Origin of the sequence: Qipengyuania sp., from assembly GCF_965277845.1 — a bacterium.
Classification (GTDB): domain Bacteria; phylum Pseudomonadota; class Alphaproteobacteria; order Sphingomonadales; family Sphingomonadaceae; genus Qipengyuania.
In genome coordinates this window covers 2,708,721-2,731,817 of record NZ_OZ255844.1, presented here as the reverse complement: position 1 = coordinate 2,731,817, position 23,097 = coordinate 2,708,721, and the positions used below count along the sequence as shown (strand labels likewise).

The window sequence follows — 23,097 nt, the reverse complement described above, 5'->3', positions numbered from 1 at the left end:
TCGGTTGCCAATGGCGACCTATCGAGTTGCCCATATCCTACTGCTGCATTGCAGCAATATCAAACGGAGAGAGCGATGGCGGACGACCGGAAGAGCGAAATGGAAGCCGTGCTGCGCAAACAGCGGGCCGCGCACCACCAGATGCGCCCCGAGCCGATGGCGCTGCGCAAGGACCGCATCGAGCGGGCGATGAATCTGCTCAAGGTTCATGGTGACGACCTGTGCAAGGTCATGGCCGCCGATTTCGGCAATCGTTCGCCGCACCAGTCGATGATCACCGACATCGCGGGTACGGTGAATTTCGGGAAATATTGCCTCAAGCACATGGACAAGTGGGCGAGACCGGATAGGCGCCACGTCCAGTTCCCGCTCGGCCTGCTCGGTGCGAAGGCCGAAGTGCGCTACGAACCCAAGGGCGTTGTCGGCATCCTCAGCCCGTGGAACTTCCCGGTCAATCTCAGCTTCGGTCCGCTGATGCAGATTTTCGCCGCCGGCAACCGGGCCATGATCAAGCCGAGCGAGTTCACCGAAAAGACCAGCCTGCTGACCAAAGAGCTGGTCGAGGAATATTTTACGCCCGACGAATGCGCGGTGTTCACCGGCGGTCCCGAAGTGGCTGCGACCTTCAGCGAACTGCCCTTCGACCACCTGATCTTCACCGGATCGACCGCAACGGGCCGCAAGGTGATGGAAGCCGCGTCGAAGAATCTCGTCCCGGTTACGCTCGAACTCGGCGGCAAGAGCCCAGTCTTCATGGGCGAGAGCGCGGATTTCGCCAAGGCGGGCGAGCGCGTCGCTCTGGGCAAGATGATGAATGCGGGCCAGATTTGCCTGGCTCCCGACTATCTCTACGTCCCCGAAAGCAAGCAGGACGAGGCGATCCACGGCGTATGGCAGGGGACCGCGAACATGTATCCCACGCTGCTCGACAACGAGGATTATGCCAGCGTCGTCACCGACCGGCACTTCGACCGCCTGCAGGACATGGTTTCCGATGCGCGCGACAAGGGTGCCGAGGTGATCGAGGTCAATCCGGGAAATGAGGATTTTTCCAGCACCAATTCCCGCAAGATGCCGCTGACGATCCTCAAGAACGTCAACGAGGACATGAAGGCGATGCAGGAAGAGATCTTCGGTCCCGTGCTGCCGGTAAAGACCTATGGCCATATCGACGAGGCGATCGACTATGTGAACGAGCACGACCGCCCGCTCGGCCTTTATTACTTCGGCCAGGATAGCGACGAGCGCGAGAAGGTACTGGCGAGGACAATCAGCGGCGGCGTCACGGTGAACGACGTTATTTTTCACGTCTCTATGGAGGACCTGCCGTTCGGCGGCGTGGGATCGTCCGGAATGGGCAGCTATCACGGAGTCGAGGGTTTCCGCGAGTTCAGCCATGCGCGCAGCGTCTATACGCAGCCCAAGATCGACGTGGCCAAGCTGGGCGGGTTCAAGCCCCCCTATGGACCGGCTACCGAAAAGGCCATCAAGACCATGATGAAATAGGGCGAAGGCCGGCCCCGCGCGGGTGCGGGCTCCTAAGGCGCGACACGCAACTTATTGTGCAGGAATTGCGCCATGCGCACCCTTGCACCATCCCGGCGAGCGGCCTAGAGGCGGGCGCGAACCAAGCCCGACGCCTAGGAATCATTCGTGGTCGACCTCGAACAATATCTGCCCATCCTGATTTTCCTGTTTGTCGCCGCAGGCCTTTCGGCGCTATTCGTGTTCCTGCCCATGGGTGTTTCGCGGCTTACCGGCGCGCACAAACCCGATGCGGAAAAGCTGAGCGAGTATGAGTGCGGTTTCCCCGCCTTCGAAGAGCCGCGCAGCCAGTTCGATGTGAAGTTCTACCTCGTCGCCATCAGCTTCCTGCTGTTCGACCTCGAGGCGTCGTTTCTGTTCCCTTGGGCGGTCAGTCTGGAGTATACGGGGTGGACCGGCTGGATCGCCATGGTGATCTTCCTCGGCATCCTTGCGGTCGGGCTTGCCTACGAATGGAAGATGGGCGCACTGGACTGGCAGTAAGATGAGCAATTCGACGATCATAACTCCGCCGCAGAGCGTACCCGCCGCGCAAGGTGGCGAGGTGCGCCAGCCCGATGCGGACTATTTCAACGCGCTGCAGACCGAGGTGAACGACAAGGGATTCCTCGTCACCTCGACCGAGGACCTGTTTCAGTGGGCGCGCACCGGCTCGCTCTGGTGGATGACCTTCGGCCTGGCCTGCTGCGCGGTCGAGATGATTCACGTGAACATGCCGCGCTACGACATGGAGCGTTTCGGCGTCGCTCCGCGCGCGTCCCCGCGGCAGAGCGACGTGATGATCGTCGCCGGTACGCTGTGCAACAAGATGGCCCCGGCTCTGCGCAAGGTCTACGACCAGATGTCGGAGCCGAAATACGTCATCTCGATGGGCAGCTGCGCCAATGGCGGGGGCTATTACCATTACAGCTATTCGGTGGTGCGTGGCTGCGACCGGATCGTGCCGGTCGACATCTATGTGCCCGGTTGCCCCCCGACAGCCGAAGCCTTGCTTTACGGCGTGATGCAGCTTCAGCGGAAGATCCGCCGCGCGGGCACGATCGAAAGGTAAGTGGCGATGGCAGTGTTACATTCCGCGCCCCGTTTCACGCAGATCGACGGGCTCGAAGCTACGCTTACCCGGGCATTGGGCGATCATCTGCTCGAAGCGCATGACGAGCATGGCGAACTGCTGCTCACGGTGAAGCGCGACAGTATCGAAGGTGTGTTGCGCATCCTGCGCGACGATCACGCCTACCAGCAGCTGATGGAAATTGCGGGCGTCGACTATCCGTCGCGGCCGGAGCGGTTCGAAGTCGTCTACATGCTGCTCTCGCTGACGACCAACAGCCGCATCATGGTGAAGTGTACGGCCTCCGAAGACACGCCCGTGCCGACGGCCACCACGCTGTGGCCCAATGCGGGCTGGCTCGAACGCGAGGTCTTCGACCTTTACGGTGTGCTGTTCGCGGGCAATACCGACCTGCGCCGAATCCTGACCGACTACGGCTTCGAAGGGCATCCCTTCCGCAAGGATTTCCCGCTCACGGGCTATCACGAGCTACGCTATTCGGAGGACGAGAAGCGCGTCGTTTACGAGCCGGTCGAGCTTGCGCAGGACCTGCGCCAGTTCGACTTCATGAGTCCCTGGGAAGGTGCGGATTACGTACTGCCGGGCGACGAAAAGGCGGACATGCCTCCGGTCGACGACCCCAAAACCACCGAGAGTCCCAAGCAGACCGGTGCCGGTGCCAAGGCGGACGACAAGGCGGCCGATAAGGTCAGCGCCGATGCTCCGGCGGAGAAGGATGGCGGCGAGGACGCGACTGCGCCCGAACCGACCGAGGACCAGCCTTCGCGTGCCAAGCGCAAGGGCAAGACGAGCGATACCGTCAGGGCAACCGAGCCAAAGAAGAAGGACGAGAAGTGATGCGTCGCCTATTCCTTCCCCTTGCCGTGCTCGCGCTCGCAGCCTGCTCTTCGGAACCGGCCGAGCACGAAAGTGCCGAAGATTTCGCCGACCGTATCGGTCAGGCCGGCGAGAGCGCGCAGCTCGATCCGTCGCAGCCCGATCCCGACGCCCCCAACACCGCCAATGATGCGCCGCCCGCCGGGGCAGACCTCACCAGGCTCGCCAAGCTCGGCGATATCGGAGGCGTCAATCTCGGGCCGCGCGACGGCGGCTGCACCCTGATGGTCGGCAGCGAAGAAATGCTGATCGCGGCGGGCATGCGCGACAAGGCGTTGCCCGGCAAGGCCGTGGTGCGTGTCGGCGACAGCCTGACCATGGTCGATGCCGATGTGGGCGGTCTCGATGCGATCAAGAGCGGTACTACCTTCAACGGTGAAGGGTTCACCATCACGGTCGCTCCCGCAGCCGGCGACCAGCAGAGCCGCCCGGCCAACGTCACCGTGCGTGACGCCTCGGGCAAAACCCAAACCTATAGCGGCAACTGGATCTGCGCATGAGCCACGCCATGCATCTCGAAGAGTCGCCGACGACCGGCGACGAGGTCATCACCAATTACACGATCAACTTCGGGCCCCAGCACCCGGCAGCACACGGCGTGTTGCGCATGGTGATGGAACTCGACGGCGAGATCATCGAACGGATCGATCCGCATGTCGGCCTGCTGCACCGCGGCACCGAGAAGCTGATCGAGCACAAGACCTACCTGCAGGCGCTGCCGTATTTCGACCGGCTCGACTACTGCTCGCCGCTGGCGCAGGAATACAGCTACGTCCTCGCGATCGAAAAGCTACTCAATGTCGAGGTACCCGAACGCGGCCAGTACCTGCGCGTGCTGTTCGCCGAGCTGACCCGCATCTGCAACCACATGCTCAACATCGGTGCGCACGTCATGGACGTGGGCGCGATGACGCCGAACCTGTGGGTGTTCGAACTGCGCGAAGACTGCATGAACTTCTTCGAACGGGCGTCGGGGGCGCGTATGCACGCGGCCTGGTTCCGTCCCGGCGGTGTCCACCAGGACGTGCCCGAAAAGCTGCTGGTCGATATCGGCGAGTGGGTCGATGGACGCCTGCAGGAACTGTTCGGCGATGCGATGAGCCTCGTGCTCGACAATCGCATCTTCAAGCAGCGCAATGTCGATATCGCGGTCGTCGGCAAGGACGACGCGGTCGCCTGGGGCTTCTCCGGCCCGATGATCCGCGCCGCCGGCATTCCGTGGGACCTGCGCAAGTCGCAGCCCTACGACGTCTACGACCGCATGGAATTCGACATTCCCGTCGGCACCAATTCGGACTGCTACGACCGCTTCGTGGTGCGCGTGAAGGAAGTCTACGAAAGCGCGAAGATCATCAAGCAGTGCCTCGCGCAGATGCCCGGAGGGCCTGTCGCCAGCGATGACCGCAAGGTCGCGCCGCCGAAGCGCGCCGAGATGAAGCAGTCGATGGAAGCGCTGATCCACCACTTCAAGCTTTACACCGAGGGCTTCCACGTGCCCGCGGGCGAGGTTTATGTCGCGACCGAAAGCCCCAAGGGCGAGTTCGGCGTCTACCTCGTCAGCGACGGATCGAACAAGCCGTATCGCTGCAAGATCCGCCCGACGGCGTTCAGTCACCTTCAAGCGATGGATTTCATGTCCAGGGGCCACATGCTGCCCGATGCGACCGCCATCCTCGGCGCGATCGATGTGGTGTTCGGGGAGTGCGACCGCTAATGGCGCGTGAACTGTTCATCTTCGTCGCGGCGTTCGCGGCGTTTGCCTCGGCGGTCGCGGCCTATCTGGCTGCCTTCCATGGCGAGGCTTCGCTCAAGGAAATTCTCTCGACGGCCTTCGCTGCCGTCATCGGCCTCTATGTGGGCCGTTATCTGCAACACAGGCTGATCAATGGCTGACCGTTCCCCCGCACCCGATACTCCCGAGCTGCGCGAACGCTGGGGCGCTTTCGAGTTCACTGAAAGCTACCGCGAGCGTGCGGACAAGGCGATCGCCCGCTATCCCGAGGGGCGCCAGCGCTCGGCCGTCATGCCGCTGCTCGACCTTGCGCAGCGCCAGGTGGGGGAAGAGACGGATACGCAGGGCTGGTTGCCGCTGCCGGTGATCGAATATGTCGCCGACTATCTCGACATGCCGGTGATCCGCGTGCTCGAGGTCGCGACCTTCTATTTCATGTACAACATGAAGCCGGTGGGTAAGTACCATGTGCAGGTCTGCGGCACGACGCCCTGCATGCTGCGCGGGTCGGACGGGCTGTTCGAAACTTGCAAGCAGCGCGGCATGAAGAAAGGCCACGTTTCGGAAGACGGGCTGTGGACCCTCACCGAGGTCGAGTGCATGGGCAATTGCGCCACCGCGCCGATGGTGCAGATCAACGACGACAATTACGAGGACCTGACGCCCGAGCGGCTCGACGGCATCCTCGACGCGCTGGCCAAGGGCGAACAGCCCAAGGCGGGTACCCAGGAGCCGGGCCGCCACACGAGCGAGCCGGCGAATGCGCTGAGCTCGCTGCCCGAAATGGTCGACGCCAATCACGACTACCGGAAGGACTGGTGATGAGCATCGCCACCATTCTCATCGCGCTGATCGTCGGGTTCATTGCCTGGAAGCTGTTTGTCGGCCTCGTGAAATTCGGCGTGCTCGCGGTGATCGCGGTCGCCGCCATCTATATCCTCTCGCAAGGGGGTGCATTCTGATGCTCGCTGACAAGGATCGCATCTTCACCAATGTCTACGGCTTCCAGGATTGGGGCCTGAAAGCAGCGCAGCAGCGCGGCGACTGGGACGATACCAAGTCGCTGATCGCGCGCGGTCATGACACTATCATCGAAGAGATCAAGGCATCGGGCCTGCGTGGCCGGGGCGGGGCGGGCTTCCCGACCGGTCTCAAGTGGTCGTTCATGCCGAAGGAATCGAAGGACGGCCGTCCCAGCTTCCTCGTCGTCAATGCCGACGAATCCGAACCCGGTTCGTGCAAGGACCGTGAGATCATCCGCCACGATCCGCACAAGCTGATCGAAGGCGCGCTGGTCGCCGGTTACGCGATGCGGGCACGCGCGGCCTATATCTACATCCGCGGCGAATATATCCGCGAGGCCGAGACGCTGCAGGCCGCGATCGACGAGGCGTACGATGCCGGACTGATTGGCAAGAATGCTTCGAAGTCGGGCTATGATTTCGACGTCTTCCTGCATCGCGGCGCGGGCGCCTATATCTGCGGCGAAGAAACCGCGATGATCGAAAGCCTCGAAGGCAAGAAGGGTCAGCCGCGGCTCAAGCCGCCGTTCCCGGCGGGTGCGGGTCTCTATGGCTGCCCGACCACGGTCAACAATGTCGAATCGATCGCCGTCGTCCCGACCATCCTGCGCCGCAGCGCCAGCTGGTTCGCGAGCTTCGGGCGCGAGAACAACAAGGGCACCAAGCTCTTCCAGATCAGCGGCCATGTGAACAAGCCCTGCGTTGTCGAAGAAGCGCTCTCGATCCCGTTCAGCGAGCTGATCGAAAAGCATTGCGGCGGCATCATCGGAGGCAAGGACAATCTTCTCGCCGTGATCCCCGGCGGGTCGTCGGTTCCGCTGGTTCCGGCGGAGCAGATCTGGGACGCTCCGATGGATTTCGATGGTCTCAAGGACCTCGGCTCGGGCCTCGGCACGGCAGGCGTCATCGTGATGGACAAGTCGACCGACATCGTCCGCGCGATTTCGCGTATCAGCTATTTCTACAAGCACGAGAGCTGCGGCCAGTGCACGCCCTGCCGTGAAGGCACGGGCTGGATGTGGCGCATGATGGAGCGCCTGCGCACCGGCGACGCGGCGATCGAGGAAATCGACATGCTGCAACAGGTCACCAAGCAGGTCGAAGGCCACACCATCTGCGCGCTCGGCGACGCGGCGGCCTGGCCGATCCAGGGCCTCATCCGCCACTTCCGCCCCGAGCTCGAACGCCGGATCGAAGAACACAACACCAAGTTTGCCGAGGCAGCCGAATAATGCCCAAGGTCACCGTAGACGGACAGGAAATCGAGGTTCCGGACGGCGCCACCGTCCTCCAGGCCTGCGAGCTTGCGGGTAAGGAAATCCCGCGCTTCTGCTATCACGAGCGGCTGAGCATTGCCGGCAACTGCCGCATGTGCCTGGTCGAGGTGAAACCCGGGCCGCCCAAGCCGCAGGCATCGTGCGCGCTTCCCGCGACCGAAGGCCAGGAAATCCGCACCGACACCGAGATGGTGAAGACCGCGCGCGAAGGTGTGATGGAGTTTCTGCTCATCAATCACCCGCTCGATTGCCCCATCTGCGACCAGGGCGGCGAATGCGACCTGCAGGACCAGTCGATGGCCTATGGCCGCGGCGCGACGCGCTACGAGGAGAACAAGCGCGCCGTCACCGAGAAATACATGGGCCCGCTGATCAAGACGGTCATGACCCGCTGCATCCACTGCACCCGCTGCGTGCGGTTCTCCGAAGAGATCGCCGGTGTCGATGAAATCGGCGCGGTGGGACGCGGCGAGGACATGGAGATCACGACCTATCTCGAGCAGGCGGCGGAGCACGAGCTGTCGGCCAATGTGATCGACCTGTGCCCGGTCGGCGCGCTGACCTCGCGACCCTATGCCTTCGAAGCGCGTCCGTGGGAGCTCAAGAAGACGCTCAGCATCGACGTGTCGGACGCGGTCGGCGCGAATATCCGCCTCGACAGCCGTGGCCGCGAAGTCATGCGCGCGCTTCCGCGCATCAATGACGACGTCAACGAGGAATGGCTCTCGGACAAGGCGCGCTATCAGGTGGATGGGCTGTCCAAGCGTCGCCTCGACAAAGTCTTCATGCGCAAGCGCGGCAAGCTGCAGGCGGCAAGCTGGGACGAGGCTTTCAAGGCGATCGCCAAGGCCAAGCCGGGCAAGGACATCGCTGCCATCGCGGGCGACATGGTCGACTGCGAGACGATGTTCGCGGCCAAGGCGCTGCTCAACGCCTGCGGTTCGACGCTGGTCGAAGGCCGCCAGACCGGCATGGATTACGACGTGTCGAACCTTGCAGCGGTCAATTTCAACTCGACCTTCGCGGGTATCGAGACCGCCGACGTGATCCTGATCGTGGGCAGCCACATCCGCTGGGAAGCCCCGCTGGTGAACGTGCGCATCCGCAAGGCGGTGAAGCGCGGTGCCAGGGTCTTCGTCGTCGGCCCGCGCTGGGACACGACCTATCCGGCGGAATTCCTCGGCGAGGACCTTTCGGTGCCTTCGAAGCTGCCGAAGGAAGCCGCCGAAGCCTTCAAGGGCGCTGAACGTTCCGCGATCATCATAGGCGGTGCGGCGCTTGCCAAGGGCGCGCTGGGCGCGGGCCTCGCCTTCGCCGACCAGTTCGGCCTGGTGAGGGATGGCTGGAACGGCTTCAACGTCCTCCACTTCAGCGCCGCGCGCATGGGCGGGCTGATGCTCGGCTTCGCGCAGAAGCGTGGGATGAAGGACATCGTCGCAGCCAATCCCAAGGTCGTGATTTCGCTCGGCGCGGACGAGATGGACTTCGAACCCTTTGCCGACGCACTCAAGGTCTATATCGGCCACCACGGCGACAAGGGCGCGCATGCCGCAGACATCATCCTGCCGGGTGCCAGCTACGCCGAGAAGGACGGGACCTACGTCAACACCGAAGGCCGCGTGCAGTTCGCCGAAAAGGCCGTCTTCGCGCCGGGTGACGCGCGCGAGGACTGGACGATCCTGCGCGCGCTGGCCGATGCTCTGAAGGTGGAGGTCGGTTTCGACAGCTTTACACAATTGCAGGCGGCAATGATCGCCGAAGTGCCCGCACTGGGCGAGGAAGGCCTCGCCGATTACGGCGCGTTGCCCAAGGCGGACTCGAAGGCCAAGGCGGAAGGCACGATCAGTGCCTATCCGATCAAGGACTTCTACCTCACCAATTCCATCGCCCGCGCCAGCGCGGTGATGCAGCAGTGCTCGAGCGAACTGCTCGGAAGTGACGAGCTGGCGGAGGCCGCGGAATGACCGAATTCTTCCAATCCCTCGGCATGACCTACGAGCTCGCGTGGTTCACGGCCACGATCGCAGGCATACTGCTGATCGCCTTCCCCCTGATGGCGGCGGTGGCCATGGTCATCTATGTCGACCGCAAGGTCTGGGCAGCGATCAACCTGCGCCGCGGGCCCAATGTGGTCGGCCCGTTCGGCCTGCTCCAGAGCTTTGCCGACGGGATCAAGGTATTCCTGCAGGAAACGATCATTCCTTCGGCCGCGAACAAGGGCATTTTCCTGCTCGCGCCGATCATCACCTTCACCGTCGCGCTCGCAGCCTGGGCGGTCGTGCCCTTCAGCGCCGAGGCGGTGCTGGCCGACATCAATATCGGGCTGCTCTACATTCTAGCGATCAGTTCGCTGTCGGTTTACGGCGTGGTGATGAGCGGATGGGCGAGTAACTCCAAATATCCGTTCTTCTCGGCCATGCGCGCGGCCGCACAGATGATCAGCTACGAAGTCTCGATCGGCTTCATCCTGGTTTGCGTCGTGCTGTTCGCGGGAACGTTCAACCTGAACGATATCGTCCGCGCGCAGGAAGGCTTCGGTCTCGGTGTGATAAACGCCTATGTCGTGCATCCGCTGCTGTTCCCGATGTGGGTGATGTTCTTCATCTCTTGCCTCGCCGAAACACAGCGCGTGCCCTTCGACCTGACCGAGGCGGAGAGCGAACTGGTCGCCGGCTACCAGACCGAATACTCCTCGATGAGTTTCGCGCTGTTCTGGCTGGGTGAATATGCCAACATCCTGCTGATGTGCATTCTCAACGCGCTGCTGTTCTTCGGTGGCTGGCTGCCGCCGATCGACTGGGCGCCGCTCTATGCCGTGCCCGGCATCGTCTGGCTGCTGCTCAAGACCTTCTTCTTCTTCTTCTTGTTCAGCTGGGTCATGGCGACCGTACCGCGCTATCGCTACGACCAGCTGATGCGCCTGGGCTGGAAGGTCTTCCTTCCCATCAGCCTCGGCTTCGTCGTCGTCATTTCCGGCTATCTGATGGCCACGGGACATTACGGATGAGTATCGCGCAAACCATCAAGGCGTTCACCCTGTGGGAATTCGTGAAGGCGCATGCCCTCACGCTGAAATACTTTTTCAAGCCCAAGGTGACGATCAACTATCCGTTCGAGAAGAACCCGATTTCGCCCCGGTTCCGCGGCGAGCATGCGCTGCGCCGCTATCCCAACGGGGAAGAACGCTGCATTGCCTGCAAGCTGTGCGAGGCGGTGTGCCCTGCGCAGGCGATTACGATCGAGAGCGAACCGCGCGAGGACGGCAGCCGCCGCACCACGCGTTACGACATCGACATGACCAAGTGCATCTATTGCGGTTTCTGCCAGGAAGCCTGCCCGGTCGATGCGATCGTCGAGGGGCCGAACTTCGAATATGCGACCGAAACGCGCGAGGAACTGCTCTACGACAAGGCGAAACTGCTGGCCAACGGGGACAAGTGGGAGCGGGCCATTGCCGCGAACCTTGAAGCCGATGCGCCGTATCGCTAACCGCCGCGCCAACGAGACACAGGGGCCATGATTCAGACTTTAGCCTTTTACCTGTTCGCTGCGCTTGTCATCGCCAGCGCCGTCATGGTCATCATGGCGCGCAACCCGGTGCATTCCGTGCTGTGGCTGATCCTCGCCTTCTTCAACGCCGCGGGCTTGATGGTGCTTGTCGGCGCCGAGTTCATCGCCGCGCTGATGGTGATCGTCTATGTCGGCGCGGTCGCGGTGCTGTTCCTGTTCGTGGTCATGATGCTCGACATCGACTTTGCCGAATTGCGCGCCGGTTTCATCAAGAATTTCCCGCTCGGAATTGCGATTGCCCTCGTGCTGCTGGCCGAGCTTGTGCTGGGTATCGGCGCTTATCAGGCGGGTACCCTGGAACTCGGCGTGCCAAGCGGCGCGGCTGCTCCCCTTCTCGGCGATTCGAACACCGCCAGCATCGGCGCGATTCTCTATCGCGACTACATCTTCCTGTTCGAGGGGGCCGGTATCATCCTGCTCGTCGCGATGATCGGCGCGATCGTGCTGACCCATCGCAAGCGCCCCGCCGGCTCGCGCAGCCAGCAGGATATCGGCAAGCAGAACCGCCGCAATCCGAACGAAGCCACCGTCATGAAACAGCCCCAAGTGGGCGAAGGGGTCGAGCTGTGATCGGCATCGAACACTATATCGTCGTCAGCGCGATCCTCTTCGTGCTCGGCGTGCTCGGTATCTTCCTCAACCGGAAGAACATCATCGTCATCCTGATGGCGATCGAACTGATTCTGTTGAGCGTGAACCTCCAGCTGGTGGCCTTCAGCGCCTTTCTCGGCGATCTCGTGGGGCAGGTCTTCGCAATGTTCGTCCTGACCGTCGCTGCGGCCGAAGCCGCCGTCGGGCTGGCAATTCTCGTGATCTATTTCCGTGGCCGCGGCACGATCGCGGTGGACGACGTCGACCGGCTGAAGGGGTAAGCCACGGTGGAAATTCTTGTTATCGTTTTCTTGCCGCTGGTCGCGGCAATCGTCGCGGGGCTGACCAACAAAGCCGCGCCGCCGGTTTTCGCCAAGGCGATCACCACCGGTGCGTTGTTCGTCAGCGCGGTGCTGAGCTGGCCGATCTTCCTTAGCTTCGTGAACGGCACAGCCGAACCCTCGGTCGTGCCCGTATTGACCTGGGTGCAGTCGGGCACGCTGGCGTTCGACTGGGCGCTGCGCGTCGACACGCTGACAGCGGTCATGCTGGTCGTGATCAACACCGTCTCGGCGCTCGTCCACCTCTATAGCTGGGGCTATATGGAGGAAGACCCGGATCAGCCGCGCTTCTTCGCCTATCTCAGCCTGTTCACTTTCGCCATGCTGATGCTGGTGACTGCCGACAACCTCGTCCAGATGTTCTTCGGTTGGGAAGGCGTGGGCCTCGCCAGCTATTTGCTGATCGGTTTCTGGTTCAAGAAACCCAGCGCCAATGCCGCAGCGATCAAGGCCTTCGTGGTCAACCGCGTGGGCGACCTTGGCTTCATGCTCGGCATTTTCGGCACCTACCTCGTGTTCGACACGGTCTCGATCAGCGAGATCCTGGCGGCCGCGCCGGGCATGAGCGGGGCGACGATCGGCTTCCTCGGCTACGCCGTCTACACGATGGATGTGCTGTGCATCCTGCTGTTCATCGGTGCGATGGGCAAATCGGCGCAGCTCGGCCTGCACACCTGGCTGCCCGACGCGATGGAAGGCCCGACACCGGTGTCGGCACTGATCCACGCTGCGACCATGGTGACCGCAGGCGTATTCATGGTCTGCCGCCTGTCGCCGATGTTCGAGACCGCGCCCGTCGCGCTCGCCATGGTGACCTTCATCGGTGCCGCCACCTGTATCTTCGCCGCCACCGTCGGCACGACGCAGTGGGACATCAAGCGTGTCATCGCCTATTCGACCTGTTCGCAGCTCGGCTACATGTTCTTCGCTGCAGGCGTCGGCGCATACGGCGCAGCCATGTTCCACCTGTTTACGCATGCCTTCTTCAAGGCACTGCTGTTTCTCGGTGCAGGCTCGGTCATCCACGCGATGCACCACGAGCAGGACATGCGCTATTACGGCAATCTGCGTAAGCACATCCCACTGACCTTCTGGGCGATGATGGCCGGTACGCTCGCGATCACCGGTGTGGGCATCTACCACCTGGGCGCTGGTTTCGCAGGCTTCTGGTCGAAGGATGCGATCATCGAAGTGGCCTATGGCCGCGGTACGGAACTCGGCCAGTTCGCCTTCTGGATGGGTGTTTTCGCCGCGCTGCTGACCAGCTTCTATAGCTGGCGCCTGATGTTCCTGACCTTCTGGGGCAAGCCCCGCTGGGCCGACAGCGAGCATATCCAACATGCAGTCCACGGCCATCACGAAACGCCCGACGAGGAACACGGCGACGCCGCCCATGAGGACGTGCATCCCCACGAAGGGACTGCAGGCTATCATCCGCACGAAAGCCCGCTGACGATGCTCATCCCGCTTGGGCTGCTGTCGATCGGAGCGGTGTTCGCGGGGCAGCTCTTCGCGCCGACATTCCTCGATGATGCGGCCTTCTGGGGCAGCTCGATCTTCTACAACGCACCGCTGATCGACGCGATGCACGCCGTGCCTTACTGGGTTAAGTACTCGGCGCTGATCGTGATGCTGATTGGCCTGTTCGTCGCCTGGCTGGCCTACATCAAGGACACCAGCATCCCCGGCAAAACCGCCGAACAGCTCGGCCCGATCTATCGCTTTCTCTACAACAAGTGGTATTTCGACGAACTCTACCACTATCTCTTCGTGGTGCCGGCCTTCTGGCTCGGCCGCCAGTTCTGGAAACTCGGCGATATCGGCACGATCGACCGTTTCGGACCCAATGGCATTGCCTGGGTGGTCGAGAAGGGCTCGGTCGGGGCGCGCAAGTTCCAGACCGGATATCTCTATAGCTATGCGCTGGTGATGCTCCTCGGGCTCGTCGCCGCGATCACCTGGGTACTTTTCTGATGGAATTCCCCATCCTTTCGCTGATGCTCGCCGTACCGCTGGCGGGCGCCATCGCCTGCCTGTTTCTCGGCGCGCAGTCGGCTCGCATGGTCGCGCTAGTCGCAACGCTGATCGACCTCGCGCTGGGTATCGTATTGTGGATGAACTACGACATCGGCGGAGCCCAGTGGCAGTTTACCGAGCGGGCCGAGATTTTCGCCGGGTTCAGCTATGCGCTGGGCATCGACGGCATCGCGCTGATGCTGATCATGCTCAGCGTCTTCCTGATGCCGATCTGCATCCTCGCCAGTTGGGAAGCCATCAACAAGCGTGTGGGCGAATACATGAGCGCCTTCCTGCTCATGGAAGTGCTGATGATCGGCGTGTTCGCCGCGCAGGACCTGTTCCTTTTCTACATCTTCTTCGAAGCCGGTCTCATCCCGATGTATCTGATCATCGGCGTGTGGGGCGGCGACAATCGCATCTACGCTTCGTACAAATTCTTCCTCTACACGCTGCTCGGCTCGGTGCTGATGCTGATCGCGATGATGTGGATGGTGAACGAGTCGGGCACCACCGACATCCCGACGCTGCTCAATTACGACTTCAGCCCGGCGGCACAGACCTGGCTGTGGCTGGCCTTCTTTGCCAGCTTCGCGGTGAAGATGCCGATGTGGCCGGTGCATACCTGGCTGCCCGACGCGCACGTTCAGGCGCCCACCGCCGGTTCGGTCATCCTCGCGGGTGTGCTGCTCAAGCTGGGCGGCTACGGTTTCATCCGCTTCAGCCTGCCGATGTTCCCCGAGGCTTCCGAACAGTTCGCCTGGCTCGTCTACATCCTCTCGATGGTCGCGGTGATCTACACATCGCTCGTCGCGCTGGTGCAGAACGACATGAAGAAGCTGATTGCCTATTCCTCGGTCGCCCACATGGCGATCGTGATGGTCGGTCTGTTCGCCTTCAACGTGCAGGGCATCGAAGGCGCGATGATGGTCATGCTCGGCCACGGCCTCGTCTCGGGCGCGCTGTTCCTGTGCGTCGGCGTCATTTACGACCGGCTGCATACGCGTGAGATCGCGCGCTACGGCGGGCTGTCGATCAATATGCCGAAATATGCGCTGTTCTTCCTGCTGTTTACCATGGCCAGCATCGGCCTTCCGGGGACCAGCAACTTCATCGGCGAATTCCTCGCGCTGGCCGGGATATACAAGGTCTCGACGCTGGTGACGCTGGTCTGCACTACGGGCATCATCCTGGGTGCCGCCTATATGCTTTATCTCTACCGCCGCGTGGCGTTCGGCGAACAGAAGAACGCTGATGCAGCGGCCATGCTCGACCTCAATGCCCGCGAATGGGCCATGCTCGCCCCGATCGCAGCCGCAGTGCTGTGGATGGGCGTCTATCCGGAAAGCTTCCTTGCCCCCATGCGTCAGGACATTGCCGCACTCGAGGCCCGCATCGCACGTGCCGCGCCCGATTTCGATGCCGACAATGTGATCGGCACCCCGCGCGAACGGCACGCCAATTTCGTCGAGGCCGCACAGGGCACTGCCCATGGTGAGGAGGGAGCGCACTGATGTCCTACGCAACCTCGCTCTACCTGACCGGTGCCGAAATCGGTCTGTCGCTGGCTGGCCTGGTTTTCCTGCTGGTCGCCGCCTGGGGTGGCCCGCGATCCGCCCGTATGCTCACCAGTCTCACGGTGACGGCGCTGATCGTGGCGGCCATTTTCAGCGCGCAGCTGTTTGAGCAGGCGACCGGGGAAGTCGCCGGAAGGGCCTTCGGCGATCTCTACCGCGCGGATGCCTTCGGCAGTTTCGCCAAGATCCTGATCTACCTCGCAGCCGCCGCCGTGCTGGTAGTCACGCCGAGCTTCTTCGAGCAGCGCCGCGCCTATCGCGGCGAATATCCGGTTCTGATGCTGTTCAACGCGGTCGGCATGGGCATGATGGTCTCGGCGACCGACCTGATGACGCTCTACATCGGTCTCGAGATGTCGAGCATTGCCAGCTATGTGCTCGCCAGCTTCCTGCGTAATGATGACCGGTCGGCCGAGGCGGGCCTCAAATATTTCGTCCTCGGCGCGCTCGCGTCGGGTATCATTCTTTATGGCGTGAGCCTCGTTTACGGCTTCACCGGCACGACCAATTACGAGGGCATCCGCGCGGCATTTGCTGCCGATTTCTCGACCGGCGCGCTGTTCGGCGTGGTCTTCGTGCTCGCCGGGCTCGCCTTCAAGGTCAGTGCGGTCCCGTTCCATATGTGGACCCCCGACGTCTACGAAGGCGCGCCCACTCCCGTCACCGCCTTTTTCGCCAGCGCCCCCAAGGTCGCGGCGATGGGTATGCTGGTCCGCATGGCGATGGATCCCTTTGCGGGCGAGGTCGACAGCTGGCGCCAGATCGTGATCTTCGCAGCGCTTGCTTCGATCGTGGTCGGCGCGCTGGGCGCAATCGGGCAGCAGAACCTCAAGCGCCTGCTCGCTTATTCCTCGATCAACAATGTCGGTTTCATCCTGATCGGTCTGGCTGCCGCGACCCCCTCCGGCATTTCCGGTGTGATGACCTATCTCGCGATCTATGCGGCAATGGTCGTGGGCAGCTTTACCGCGCTGCTGATGCTGCGCGATCCGGAAGGCAACAACCTCGAAACCTTCGCCGATATCTCGGGCCTTTCGACCCGGCGCCCGGCGTTGGCCTGGTCGCTGCTGGCACTGATGTTCAGCCTCGCCGGGATTCCGCCGCTGTTCGGCTTCTGGGGCAAGTTCGTGGTTTTCCAGGCCGCGGTGCAGGCCGACCTCGTCGCGCTGGCGGCAATCGGTATCGCCGCCAGCGTCATCGGCGCGTTCTATTATATCAAGTTCATCAAGGTGATGTTCTTCGACGAGCCGGTCCGCGAAGTCGAGGCGACCAGCCCGATGAGCCACTGGGTGGTGCTGGCGATCTGCGTGGCGATCATCTCGCCGCTGGGGTACCTGCTGACCATTCCGTTGGGTGAATGGACCGCACAGGCCGCCGCTTCTTTCGTCGCGGCGATGTGATCCGCTTCGTTACCGAGACCGGTTCGACCAATTCCGATCTCGCCGCGCAATTGCGCGCGGGCGAGCCCGTACCCGAGGGGCAATGGCTCGTCGCCGACCGTCAGGTTGCAGGACGGGGGCGCCAAGGGCGCAATTGGTCCGACGGCAGCGGCAATTTCATGGGCTCGACGGTCGTGCATATCGCACCGCGCGATCCGAACCCTGCTACGCTTGCGCTTGTTGCTGGAGTGGCTGCCTACGAGGCTGTCTCGAAGATCCTCGCCGATCCCAGCCAACTCCGCCTCAAATGGCCCAACGACCTGATGCTCGGCGATGCCAAGCTGGCCGGCATACTGCTCGAGCGCGAGCGCGACGCGATCATTGTCGGCATGGGGGTGAATCTCGCCGCAGCACCCGAACTGCCCGATCGCAAGACCATCGCGCTATCGGCGCTGGGTCCAGCACCGGACCGGGACCACTTTGCGCAATCACTGGCAAGCGCCTTCGATCTCGAAGTCGAGCGCTGGCGCACCTACGGGCTCGAACCGCTCACGCGGCGCTGGACTGCGGTCGCGCATCCGCTGGGGACACCGTTGGTCGTGCAACCGCCCGGGGAAGACCGGCTACAGGGCGGCTTTGCCGGCCTGACCGTCGATGGTGCTTTGACCCTGCGCTTGGCGGACGGCTCCGCCCGTGCCATCCACGCGGGCGATGTAATGCTCGTGAACGAGGAGAGCTGAGCCATGCTGCTCGCAGCCGATGTCGGAAATACCAATGTCGTCTTCGCCCTGTTCGAAGGGCGCGAGATCAAGGCCCGCTGGCGGATTGCCACCGATCCGCGGAGAACCGGCGACGAATATGCCGTCTGGCTGCTGCAACTGGCCGAATTCCAGGGCTTCGACAGTGCCGATATCGACCAGGTCATCATCGGTTCGGTCGTGCCGAGGGCGATCCACAACCTCACCGTCCTTTCGGAAAAATATCTCGGCGTCACGCCGCTGATCGCCGGGCAGGGCAGGGCCGAATGGGGGTTCGAACTCGATATCGAGCAGCCCAGCTCGCTCGGCGCCGACCGCGCGCTCAACACGCTTGCGGCCCATGCGAAATATGAAGGCGATCTGATCGTGGTCGACTTCGGCACCGCCACGACGTTCGATGCAGTCGATTTCACCGGGGCCTACAAGGGCGGAATCATCGCGCCCGGCATCAATCTTTCCCTTGATGCGCTGGTCGGCAATACCGCCAAACTGCCGCGGATCGCGATCGAGCGGCCGGAAAGCGACAGCGTGATTGGACGCAATACCGAAGACCAGATGCTGATCGGTGTGTTCTGGGGCTATGTCTCGCTGATCGAGGGCCTGATCGCGCGGATGAAGGACGAGATCGGCCGGCCCGCCAAGGTCGTGGCGACGGGCGGTCTGGCGATCCTGTTCGACGAACACACCGAGCTGTTCGACGCGGTCGATACCGACCTCACGCTCGAAGGGCTTGCGATTCTTGCGGAGCGCGCAGCTTGAAGAAGGACTTCACTCCCGAAGACGAACTGCTCTTCCTAGCGCTCGGCGGGTCGGGCGAGATCGGCATGAACGTCAACCTCTACGGTTGCCAGGGCCGCTGGCTGATGGTCGATCTAGGGATGACGTTCTCGGGCGACCAGTATCCCGGCGTCGACCTCGTCTTTGCCGACCTCGAGTTCATCGAGGACCGGGCGGACACGCTCGAGGCGATCGTGCTGACGCACGCGCATGAGGACCATATCGGCGCGGTCCCCTATTTCGCGGCAGAACTGGACGTGCCGATCTACGCAACGCCGTTCACGGCCGAGTTGGTCCGCCGCAAGCTGCAAGAGGCAGGGCTGGAAGATCAGATCGACCTGCATGTGATTCCCGACGACCACGGCAGCTTCGCGGTCGGCCCGTTCGAGGTGACCTATATCCCGCTCGCGCACTCGATTGCCGAAGGCAATGCGCTGCTCATCGACACGCCGCACGGGCGGATCTTCCATACCGGCGACTGGAAGCTGGACGAGGATCCGATCATCGGCGAGCCGACCACCGAAGAGGAATTGACCGAGATCGGAGACGAAGGCGTGCTTGCGCTGGTCTGCGACAGCACGAATGTGTTCAATCCCGCGCCGAGCGGCTCGGAAGGCGCCGTGCACAAGGGCCTGCTCGAAGAAGTCCAGCGCCATCAGGGCAAGCGCGTGCTGGTGACGACCTTTGCCAGCAATGTCGCCCGGCTGCAGACGCTCGGCGATGTCGCGCGCGAAACCGGCCGCCAGATCTGCGTCGCAGGCCGGTCGCTCGATCGGATTATCGAGGTCTCGCAAGACAATGGCTATCTGGAGGACTTCCCTGAGCCGGTCGATTTCGACACGGCCATGGGCCTGCCGCGCGGCGAGCTGCTGATCCTCGCCACGGGCGGGCAGGGCGAACCGCGGGCAGCGCTTGCGCGTATTGCCGACGAGAACCATCCGCTCGAACTGGTCGGCGGAGATGTCGTGCTGTTTTCGAGCCGCCAGATCCCGGGCAATGAGATTTCCATAGGCGCGGTCCAGAACAAGCTCGCCGCGCGCGGAATCACCATGGTCACCGACCGGCAGAGCATGATCCACGTTTCCGGACATCCGGGCAGGCCCGAGCTCGAGGCGCTGTATGGCTGGCTGCGGCCCGAGATCCTCGTGCCGGTACATGGCGAGATGCGGCACATGCAGGAGCAGGGCAGGCTGGGCAAGGCCAGCGGGATACCCGACCAGGTCGTACAGCAGAATGGCGATCTCGTGCGGCTCGCACCCGGTGCACCGGGCAAGGTGGCCGAAGTGCGGTCGGGGCGCCTCGTGCTCGATGGGGACATCATCGTGCCTGCCGATGGCGAGGCGATCTCCATGCGTCGGCGGATCATGCGGGAAGGCGTGGTCATCGTGGCGCTGGATGGCGATCTCAATCCGCGCCTCGACAGTCTCGGCCTCCCGCTGGATGAGGATTACGAGGATTTCATCGCCGAGGCGAGCAGCGACATCCGTGCGGCAATCGCCAAGCTGCGTGGACGCGAACGTCGCGATGAAGCCAGCATCCACGAGGCCGCGCGCCTCGCCGCCCGCCGCGCCGCGCAGCGCTGGTCGGGCAAGCGCCCGCAGGTGCGGGTGATCCTGCCCAATCTTTAGGAGCCAGAGCGATGGAATGGACCAGTATTCTCGCGATCTATTTCCTGTTCTTCGTCTTCAGCGCGTTTCTGCTGCTGCCCTTCGGCGTGCGCACGCATGACGAAGCCGGCGTCGAGAAAGTGCCCGGTCAGGCCGACAGTGCGCCGGTCGAATTTCGACCAGGGAGGCTGCTGCTGCGCGCGGTGATCCTGGCGGCCGTCGTGACCACCGCCTATGTGCTCAATTACATCTATGGCTGGATCACGGTCGATCACCTGATTTTGTGGGGACCCGACGCCTGACGCGCTATTGACGCAGACGTTCGAGTGCTTGCGCCAGCACGACGTACAGCTTGCCCATGTCGCTGCTCAGCAGTGTGACGCTGACGGCATTACCGTCGCGGGTCGAGAGCATGGTGCGCAGCATTGCCTCGAAGTCGTGAATATAGCGGCTGACATGCTCGCGGAAATCGGCATCGACATCGTAGAGTTCGGCGATTTCGCGCGCCTCGGTGTTGTCGACCAACCGCACTGCGCGGCGGGTGAAGATACCGCGATCGCCGCGAAGGTAGCTCGCCCAGGCCGTATCGGTGACCTCGGTCGAAAGCGCCTTGGCGATGTCGATCGCGTTCGAATTGAGGCTCTCGGTTATCAATGCGACACGGCGCGAGAAATCGTTGTCGACCTCTTCGCTAGCCCGCTCGCGCGCATGCGCAATGCGGTTTTCCAGATTACCGGTAAGTTCGTTGACCTTGGCCAGTTGGTCGCGCAGCTGGCGCATGACCTCGCGACCCGCCTCGGCCGACCGTTCGGTCGCGCGATCGAGCGCTGTGATCGCTTCCTGCGTATGGTCGCGCAAGGCCTTGTCGATCGCTTCGGCGCTCTGTTCGCCGACCTTGCCGGCAATCCCTGCGATCCGCTCGGCCTGTTCGGTCTCGATTGCGGCAAGCGCTTCGCGGGCACTGGTTTCGAGCGCGGTAATTGCGTCGCGCAATTCGCCCTGCGTACGCTCCGAAACAGTGGCACTTTCATCGCCCAGCGCAGCCACGCTGGCGCGCAGACGTTCGATGCCGTCTACCTGGGCGCTCGCCGTTTCGCCGAAACGCGCCTGAAATTCGTCGACCCCGGCCATCGCCTCGCGGCTGCGGGTGCCAGCTTCTTCCATGCTCGCGGTGAGCGCTTCGCCCGCTTCCTTCGCCTGGTCGAGCAGGTTTTTCACATCCTCTGCGCGCTGCTCGATTTCGGCGAGGCGCGCCTCGCTCGCCTCCATCGCCACTGGCAATTCGTCCCGGCTGTGTTTGGCGCTCGCCTGGATGAGCTCGAGCAATCGAACGCTGGCGTCGGTTAGCGCGGAGACAGCTGCATCCGTTCCCTCCAGAGCCTCGCGGCTCTCGCCCAGTTTGGCATCGAGAGTAGCGATACCTTCGGACAGTTCGTCGCGGGCCATTCGACCCTGAGCGGCAACGGAATCGAAAGTCGTGCCCAAGGCGGCGATCCGTTCGCCCAGCTCTTCGCCTTCTGCCGCCATGAGCGAGAGCTGCTCCGCTTGTGCGGCCCGTCGCTCGGCGATTACGTCGTCGAGCGCGGCAAACCGGTCTCTCATGCTGGAATGCGCCGCATCTTCCGCTTCGGAAAGCTCCGCCTGCCGCCGACCCGTCTCTTCTGCAAAAAGGCGGTTCCGTTCGGCCAGGCGGGCGTCCACCGTCTCCGCCTCGGCGAACAGCTCCTTGAGCTTGGTATTGGCCGCAGCTAGCGCCGCTTCGTCGATCCGCGTGACCTCGGCAACGGCTTCACGCAACCGTTCCTGCATCGCATCCACCTGGCTGGCCCAGGCAGTCAGTGCGTGCGCTTCGCCATCGCGGATTGCCTCTGCGGCTTCGGCGGTTTCCCTGCGAAGGGTTGCAAGGCGTTCCTGCAAGCTACCCATCGCGGTCTCACGTTCGGCAGCCGCTTGTGCGTCGGTCTCGTCGAGTTCGCTGCGCAACTTCTCGAAGCGGTTCCGGATCGAGGCGAGCGCCTCGACTTCGCGACTGTCGAGATCGCCGCGAAACGCCTCGCTGTCCTCGCGCAGTTCGGCGAAACGTCGTTCGGTTATCGCGCCCAGTTGCTCGGCCTGCTCGGTAAACGCTTCGAGCGCTGCATCGACACGTTTGCGCAGCGAGGCCACCTGTCGCTCGCTCGCCGCGCCGAATTCATTGAGTCGCTCGAACCCATGGACCAGCTCGTCGAGCTGGGCTTGTGCCTCACGGCCTGCCCCGCCGATCTGGTTCGATACGTCCTTGGCGGAATTGGCGATTACCGGGAGATTGTCCCGCAATTTGTCCATGTTTTCCAGCGCAGTAATGCTGACTCGTGCGATCGATTCGACCTGTTCGCCATTCTCTCCGATTAGCGATTGCAACCGATCGGCATTCTCCGATAGTCGATCTGTTGCCGTCCGGCCCAGATAATCCAGCTCTTTCGTCTGCGCGGTTAGAAATTCGCGGGCGAGGCTCAGTTCGCGGTTTACCACGGCGAGGCGGGTCTCGAGTTCGGCCGATTGCGCCGATAGGTCTTGCGCGACCTCGGCGAAGCGCTTTGCCTCGCGTGTCGAATTGCGCATGGCAAGCAGCCAGATACCGACCACGAGCAGCACCGGGATCGCCCATTGTGCAATCAGGCCCGTCCATTCGCGCGGGGTGGGGCTTGCGAGGATTTCGGTCTGGTGCGCCCAGCCGAAGAAGCCCGTCCAACTAAGGATCGCCAGCACTGCCAGAAGCGGGAAAACCCAGGCAAAGCTGCGTCCAGGCTGCGGTTCTTCGTCCCACTCCTCCTCGAGACCCTCTTGAGGATCCTCCGAGATATGTTCGACAACCTCTTCGGAAACTGCAGTTTCCGGTGCGGTTTCATCGGCCGCTTGGTCGACGGCCTGGATCAGCGGGCGCTTTCTCATAGGTTCGAAAGCTATCACCAAAGCGG

Annotated in this window: 23 protein-coding genes; 22 read left to right on the top strand and 1 reads right to left on the bottom strand. The window is 62.8% G+C overall.

Annotated elements, in window-relative coordinates; genetic code table 11:
- The first annotated feature begins 75 nt into the window (after window positions 1–75).
- The 22 genes from ACQY4G_RS13370 (at window position 76) to ACQY4G_RS13265 (ending at window position 20,442) form a co-directional block, all read left to right on the top strand.
- Complete coding sequence (locus ACQY4G_RS13370; RefSeq protein WP_421991545.1) at window positions 76–1,506, top strand: coniferyl aldehyde dehydrogenase; 1,431 nt, start codon at window positions 76–78, stop codon at window positions 1,504–1,506.
- Between the two features lie 147 nt (window positions 1,507–1,653).
- Window positions 1,654–2,028 carry an NADH-quinone oxidoreductase subunit A gene (gene ndhC, locus ACQY4G_RS13365; protein ID WP_067689320.1) on the top strand — a complete coding sequence of 125 codons (375 nt, stop codon included), beginning with the start codon at window positions 1,654–1,656 and terminating at the stop codon, window positions 2,026–2,028.
- Window position 2,029: 1 nt separating this feature from the next.
- A complete protein-coding gene (locus ACQY4G_RS13360; RefSeq protein WP_291171233.1) occupies window positions 2,030–2,596 on the top strand; it encodes a NuoB/complex I 20 kDa subunit family protein in 567 nt (188 codons plus the stop codon).
- Between the two features lie 6 nt (window positions 2,597–2,602).
- A complete protein-coding gene (locus ACQY4G_RS13355) occupies window positions 2,603–3,454 on the top strand; it encodes an NADH-quinone oxidoreductase subunit C (RefSeq protein WP_421991543.1) in 852 nt (283 codons plus the stop codon).
- Window positions 3,454–3,993, top strand: a complete 540-nt coding sequence (locus tag ACQY4G_RS13350) for a hypothetical protein (protein WP_421991541.1) — start codon at window positions 3,454–3,456, stop codon at window positions 3,991–3,993. The genes ACQY4G_RS13355 and ACQY4G_RS13350 overlap by 1 nt, the downstream gene beginning before the upstream one ends.
- The gene (locus ACQY4G_RS13345) at window positions 3,990–5,207 is read left to right on the top strand and encodes an NADH-quinone oxidoreductase subunit D (protein WP_067689316.1); all 1,218 of its coding nucleotides are present in this window, start codon (window positions 3,990–3,992) and stop codon (window positions 5,205–5,207) included. The genes ACQY4G_RS13350 and ACQY4G_RS13345 overlap by 4 nt, the downstream gene beginning before the upstream one ends.
- Window positions 5,207–5,386 (top strand): hypothetical protein, encoded by a 180-nt coding sequence (locus tag ACQY4G_RS13340; RefSeq protein ID WP_291171228.1) that lies wholly within the window; start codon window positions 5,207–5,209, stop codon window positions 5,384–5,386. Before ACQY4G_RS13345 ends, ACQY4G_RS13340 begins: the two co-directional genes overlap by 1 nt.
- Window positions 5,379–6,047, top strand: coding sequence for a complex I 24 kDa subunit family protein (locus tag ACQY4G_RS13335; protein WP_421991539.1), 669 nt, complete (start codon window positions 5,379–5,381; stop codon window positions 6,045–6,047). Before ACQY4G_RS13340 ends, ACQY4G_RS13335 begins: the two co-directional genes overlap by 8 nt.
- Window positions 6,047–6,187: a hypothetical protein gene (locus ACQY4G_RS13330; protein WP_421991538.1), complete on the top strand. Its 141-nt coding sequence runs from the start codon at window positions 6,047–6,049 to the stop codon at window positions 6,185–6,187. Before ACQY4G_RS13335 ends, ACQY4G_RS13330 begins: the two co-directional genes overlap by 1 nt.
- Window positions 6,187–7,479 carry an NADH-quinone oxidoreductase subunit NuoF gene (nuoF, locus tag ACQY4G_RS13325; RefSeq protein ID WP_421991536.1) on the top strand — a complete coding sequence of 431 codons (1,293 nt, stop codon included), beginning with the start codon at window positions 6,187–6,189 and terminating at the stop codon, window positions 7,477–7,479. Before ACQY4G_RS13330 ends, nuoF begins: the two co-directional genes overlap by 1 nt.
- Complete coding sequence (nuoG, locus tag ACQY4G_RS13320) at window positions 7,479–9,488, top strand: NADH-quinone oxidoreductase subunit NuoG (protein WP_421991534.1); 2,010 nt, start codon at window positions 7,479–7,481, stop codon at window positions 9,486–9,488. The genes nuoF and nuoG overlap by 1 nt, the downstream gene beginning before the upstream one ends.
- Entirely contained in the window at window positions 9,485–10,531 is a 1,047-nt protein-coding gene (gene nuoH, locus ACQY4G_RS13315) for an NADH-quinone oxidoreductase subunit NuoH (protein ID WP_291171219.1), read from the top strand. The genes nuoG and nuoH overlap by 4 nt, the downstream gene beginning before the upstream one ends.
- Entirely contained in the window at window positions 10,528–11,013 is a 486-nt protein-coding gene (nuoI, locus tag ACQY4G_RS13310; protein WP_067689294.1) for an NADH-quinone oxidoreductase subunit NuoI, read from the top strand. The genes nuoH and nuoI overlap by 4 nt, the downstream gene beginning before the upstream one ends.
- 27 nt (window positions 11,014–11,040) lie before the next feature.
- Window positions 11,041–11,664 (top strand): NADH-quinone oxidoreductase subunit J, encoded by a 624-nt coding sequence (locus ACQY4G_RS13305; RefSeq protein WP_067689291.1) that lies wholly within the window; start codon window positions 11,041–11,043, stop codon window positions 11,662–11,664.
- Window positions 11,661–11,966: an NADH-quinone oxidoreductase subunit NuoK gene (gene nuoK, locus ACQY4G_RS13300; RefSeq protein WP_067689288.1), complete on the top strand. Its 306-nt coding sequence runs from the start codon at window positions 11,661–11,663 to the stop codon at window positions 11,964–11,966. Before ACQY4G_RS13305 ends, nuoK begins: the two co-directional genes overlap by 4 nt.
- A 6-nt stretch (window positions 11,967–11,972) precedes the next feature.
- A complete protein-coding gene (gene nuoL / locus ACQY4G_RS13295; protein ID WP_421991532.1) occupies window positions 11,973–14,000 on the top strand; it encodes an NADH-quinone oxidoreductase subunit L in 2,028 nt (675 codons plus the stop codon).
- Entirely contained in the window at window positions 14,000–15,556 is a 1,557-nt protein-coding gene (locus ACQY4G_RS13290; RefSeq protein WP_421991530.1) for an NADH-quinone oxidoreductase subunit M, read from the top strand. Before nuoL ends, ACQY4G_RS13290 begins: the two co-directional genes overlap by 1 nt.
- Window positions 15,556–17,019 carry an NADH-quinone oxidoreductase subunit NuoN gene (gene nuoN, locus ACQY4G_RS13285; RefSeq protein WP_421991528.1) on the top strand — a complete coding sequence of 488 codons (1,464 nt, stop codon included), beginning with the start codon at window positions 15,556–15,558 and terminating at the stop codon, window positions 17,017–17,019. Before ACQY4G_RS13290 ends, nuoN begins: the two co-directional genes overlap by 1 nt.
- Complete coding sequence (locus tag ACQY4G_RS13280) at window positions 17,016–17,738, top strand: biotin--[acetyl-CoA-carboxylase] ligase (RefSeq protein WP_421993662.1); 723 nt, start codon at window positions 17,016–17,018, stop codon at window positions 17,736–17,738. The genes nuoN and ACQY4G_RS13280 overlap by 4 nt, the downstream gene beginning before the upstream one ends.
- Before the next feature lie 3 nt (window positions 17,739–17,741).
- Window positions 17,742–18,515, top strand: coding sequence for a type III pantothenate kinase (locus tag ACQY4G_RS13275; protein WP_291176435.1), 774 nt, complete (start codon window positions 17,742–17,744; stop codon window positions 18,513–18,515).
- Entirely contained in the window at window positions 18,512–20,161 is a 1,650-nt protein-coding gene (locus tag ACQY4G_RS13270) for a ribonuclease J (protein WP_421991526.1), read from the top strand. Before ACQY4G_RS13275 ends, ACQY4G_RS13270 begins: the two co-directional genes overlap by 4 nt.
- 11 nt (window positions 20,162–20,172) lie before the next feature.
- Window positions 20,173–20,442, top strand: a complete 270-nt coding sequence (locus ACQY4G_RS13265; protein WP_067689273.1) for a DUF1467 family protein — start codon at window positions 20,173–20,175, stop codon at window positions 20,440–20,442.
- A gap of 4 nt (window positions 20,443–20,446) precedes the next feature.
- On the opposite strand, the gene ACQY4G_RS13260 is transcribed toward ACQY4G_RS13265, so the two are convergent.
- Entirely contained in the window at window positions 20,447–23,071 is a 2,625-nt protein-coding gene (locus tag ACQY4G_RS13260; RefSeq protein ID WP_421991524.1) for an ATPase, read from the bottom strand.
- Window positions 23,072–23,097: the final 26 nt, after the last annotated feature.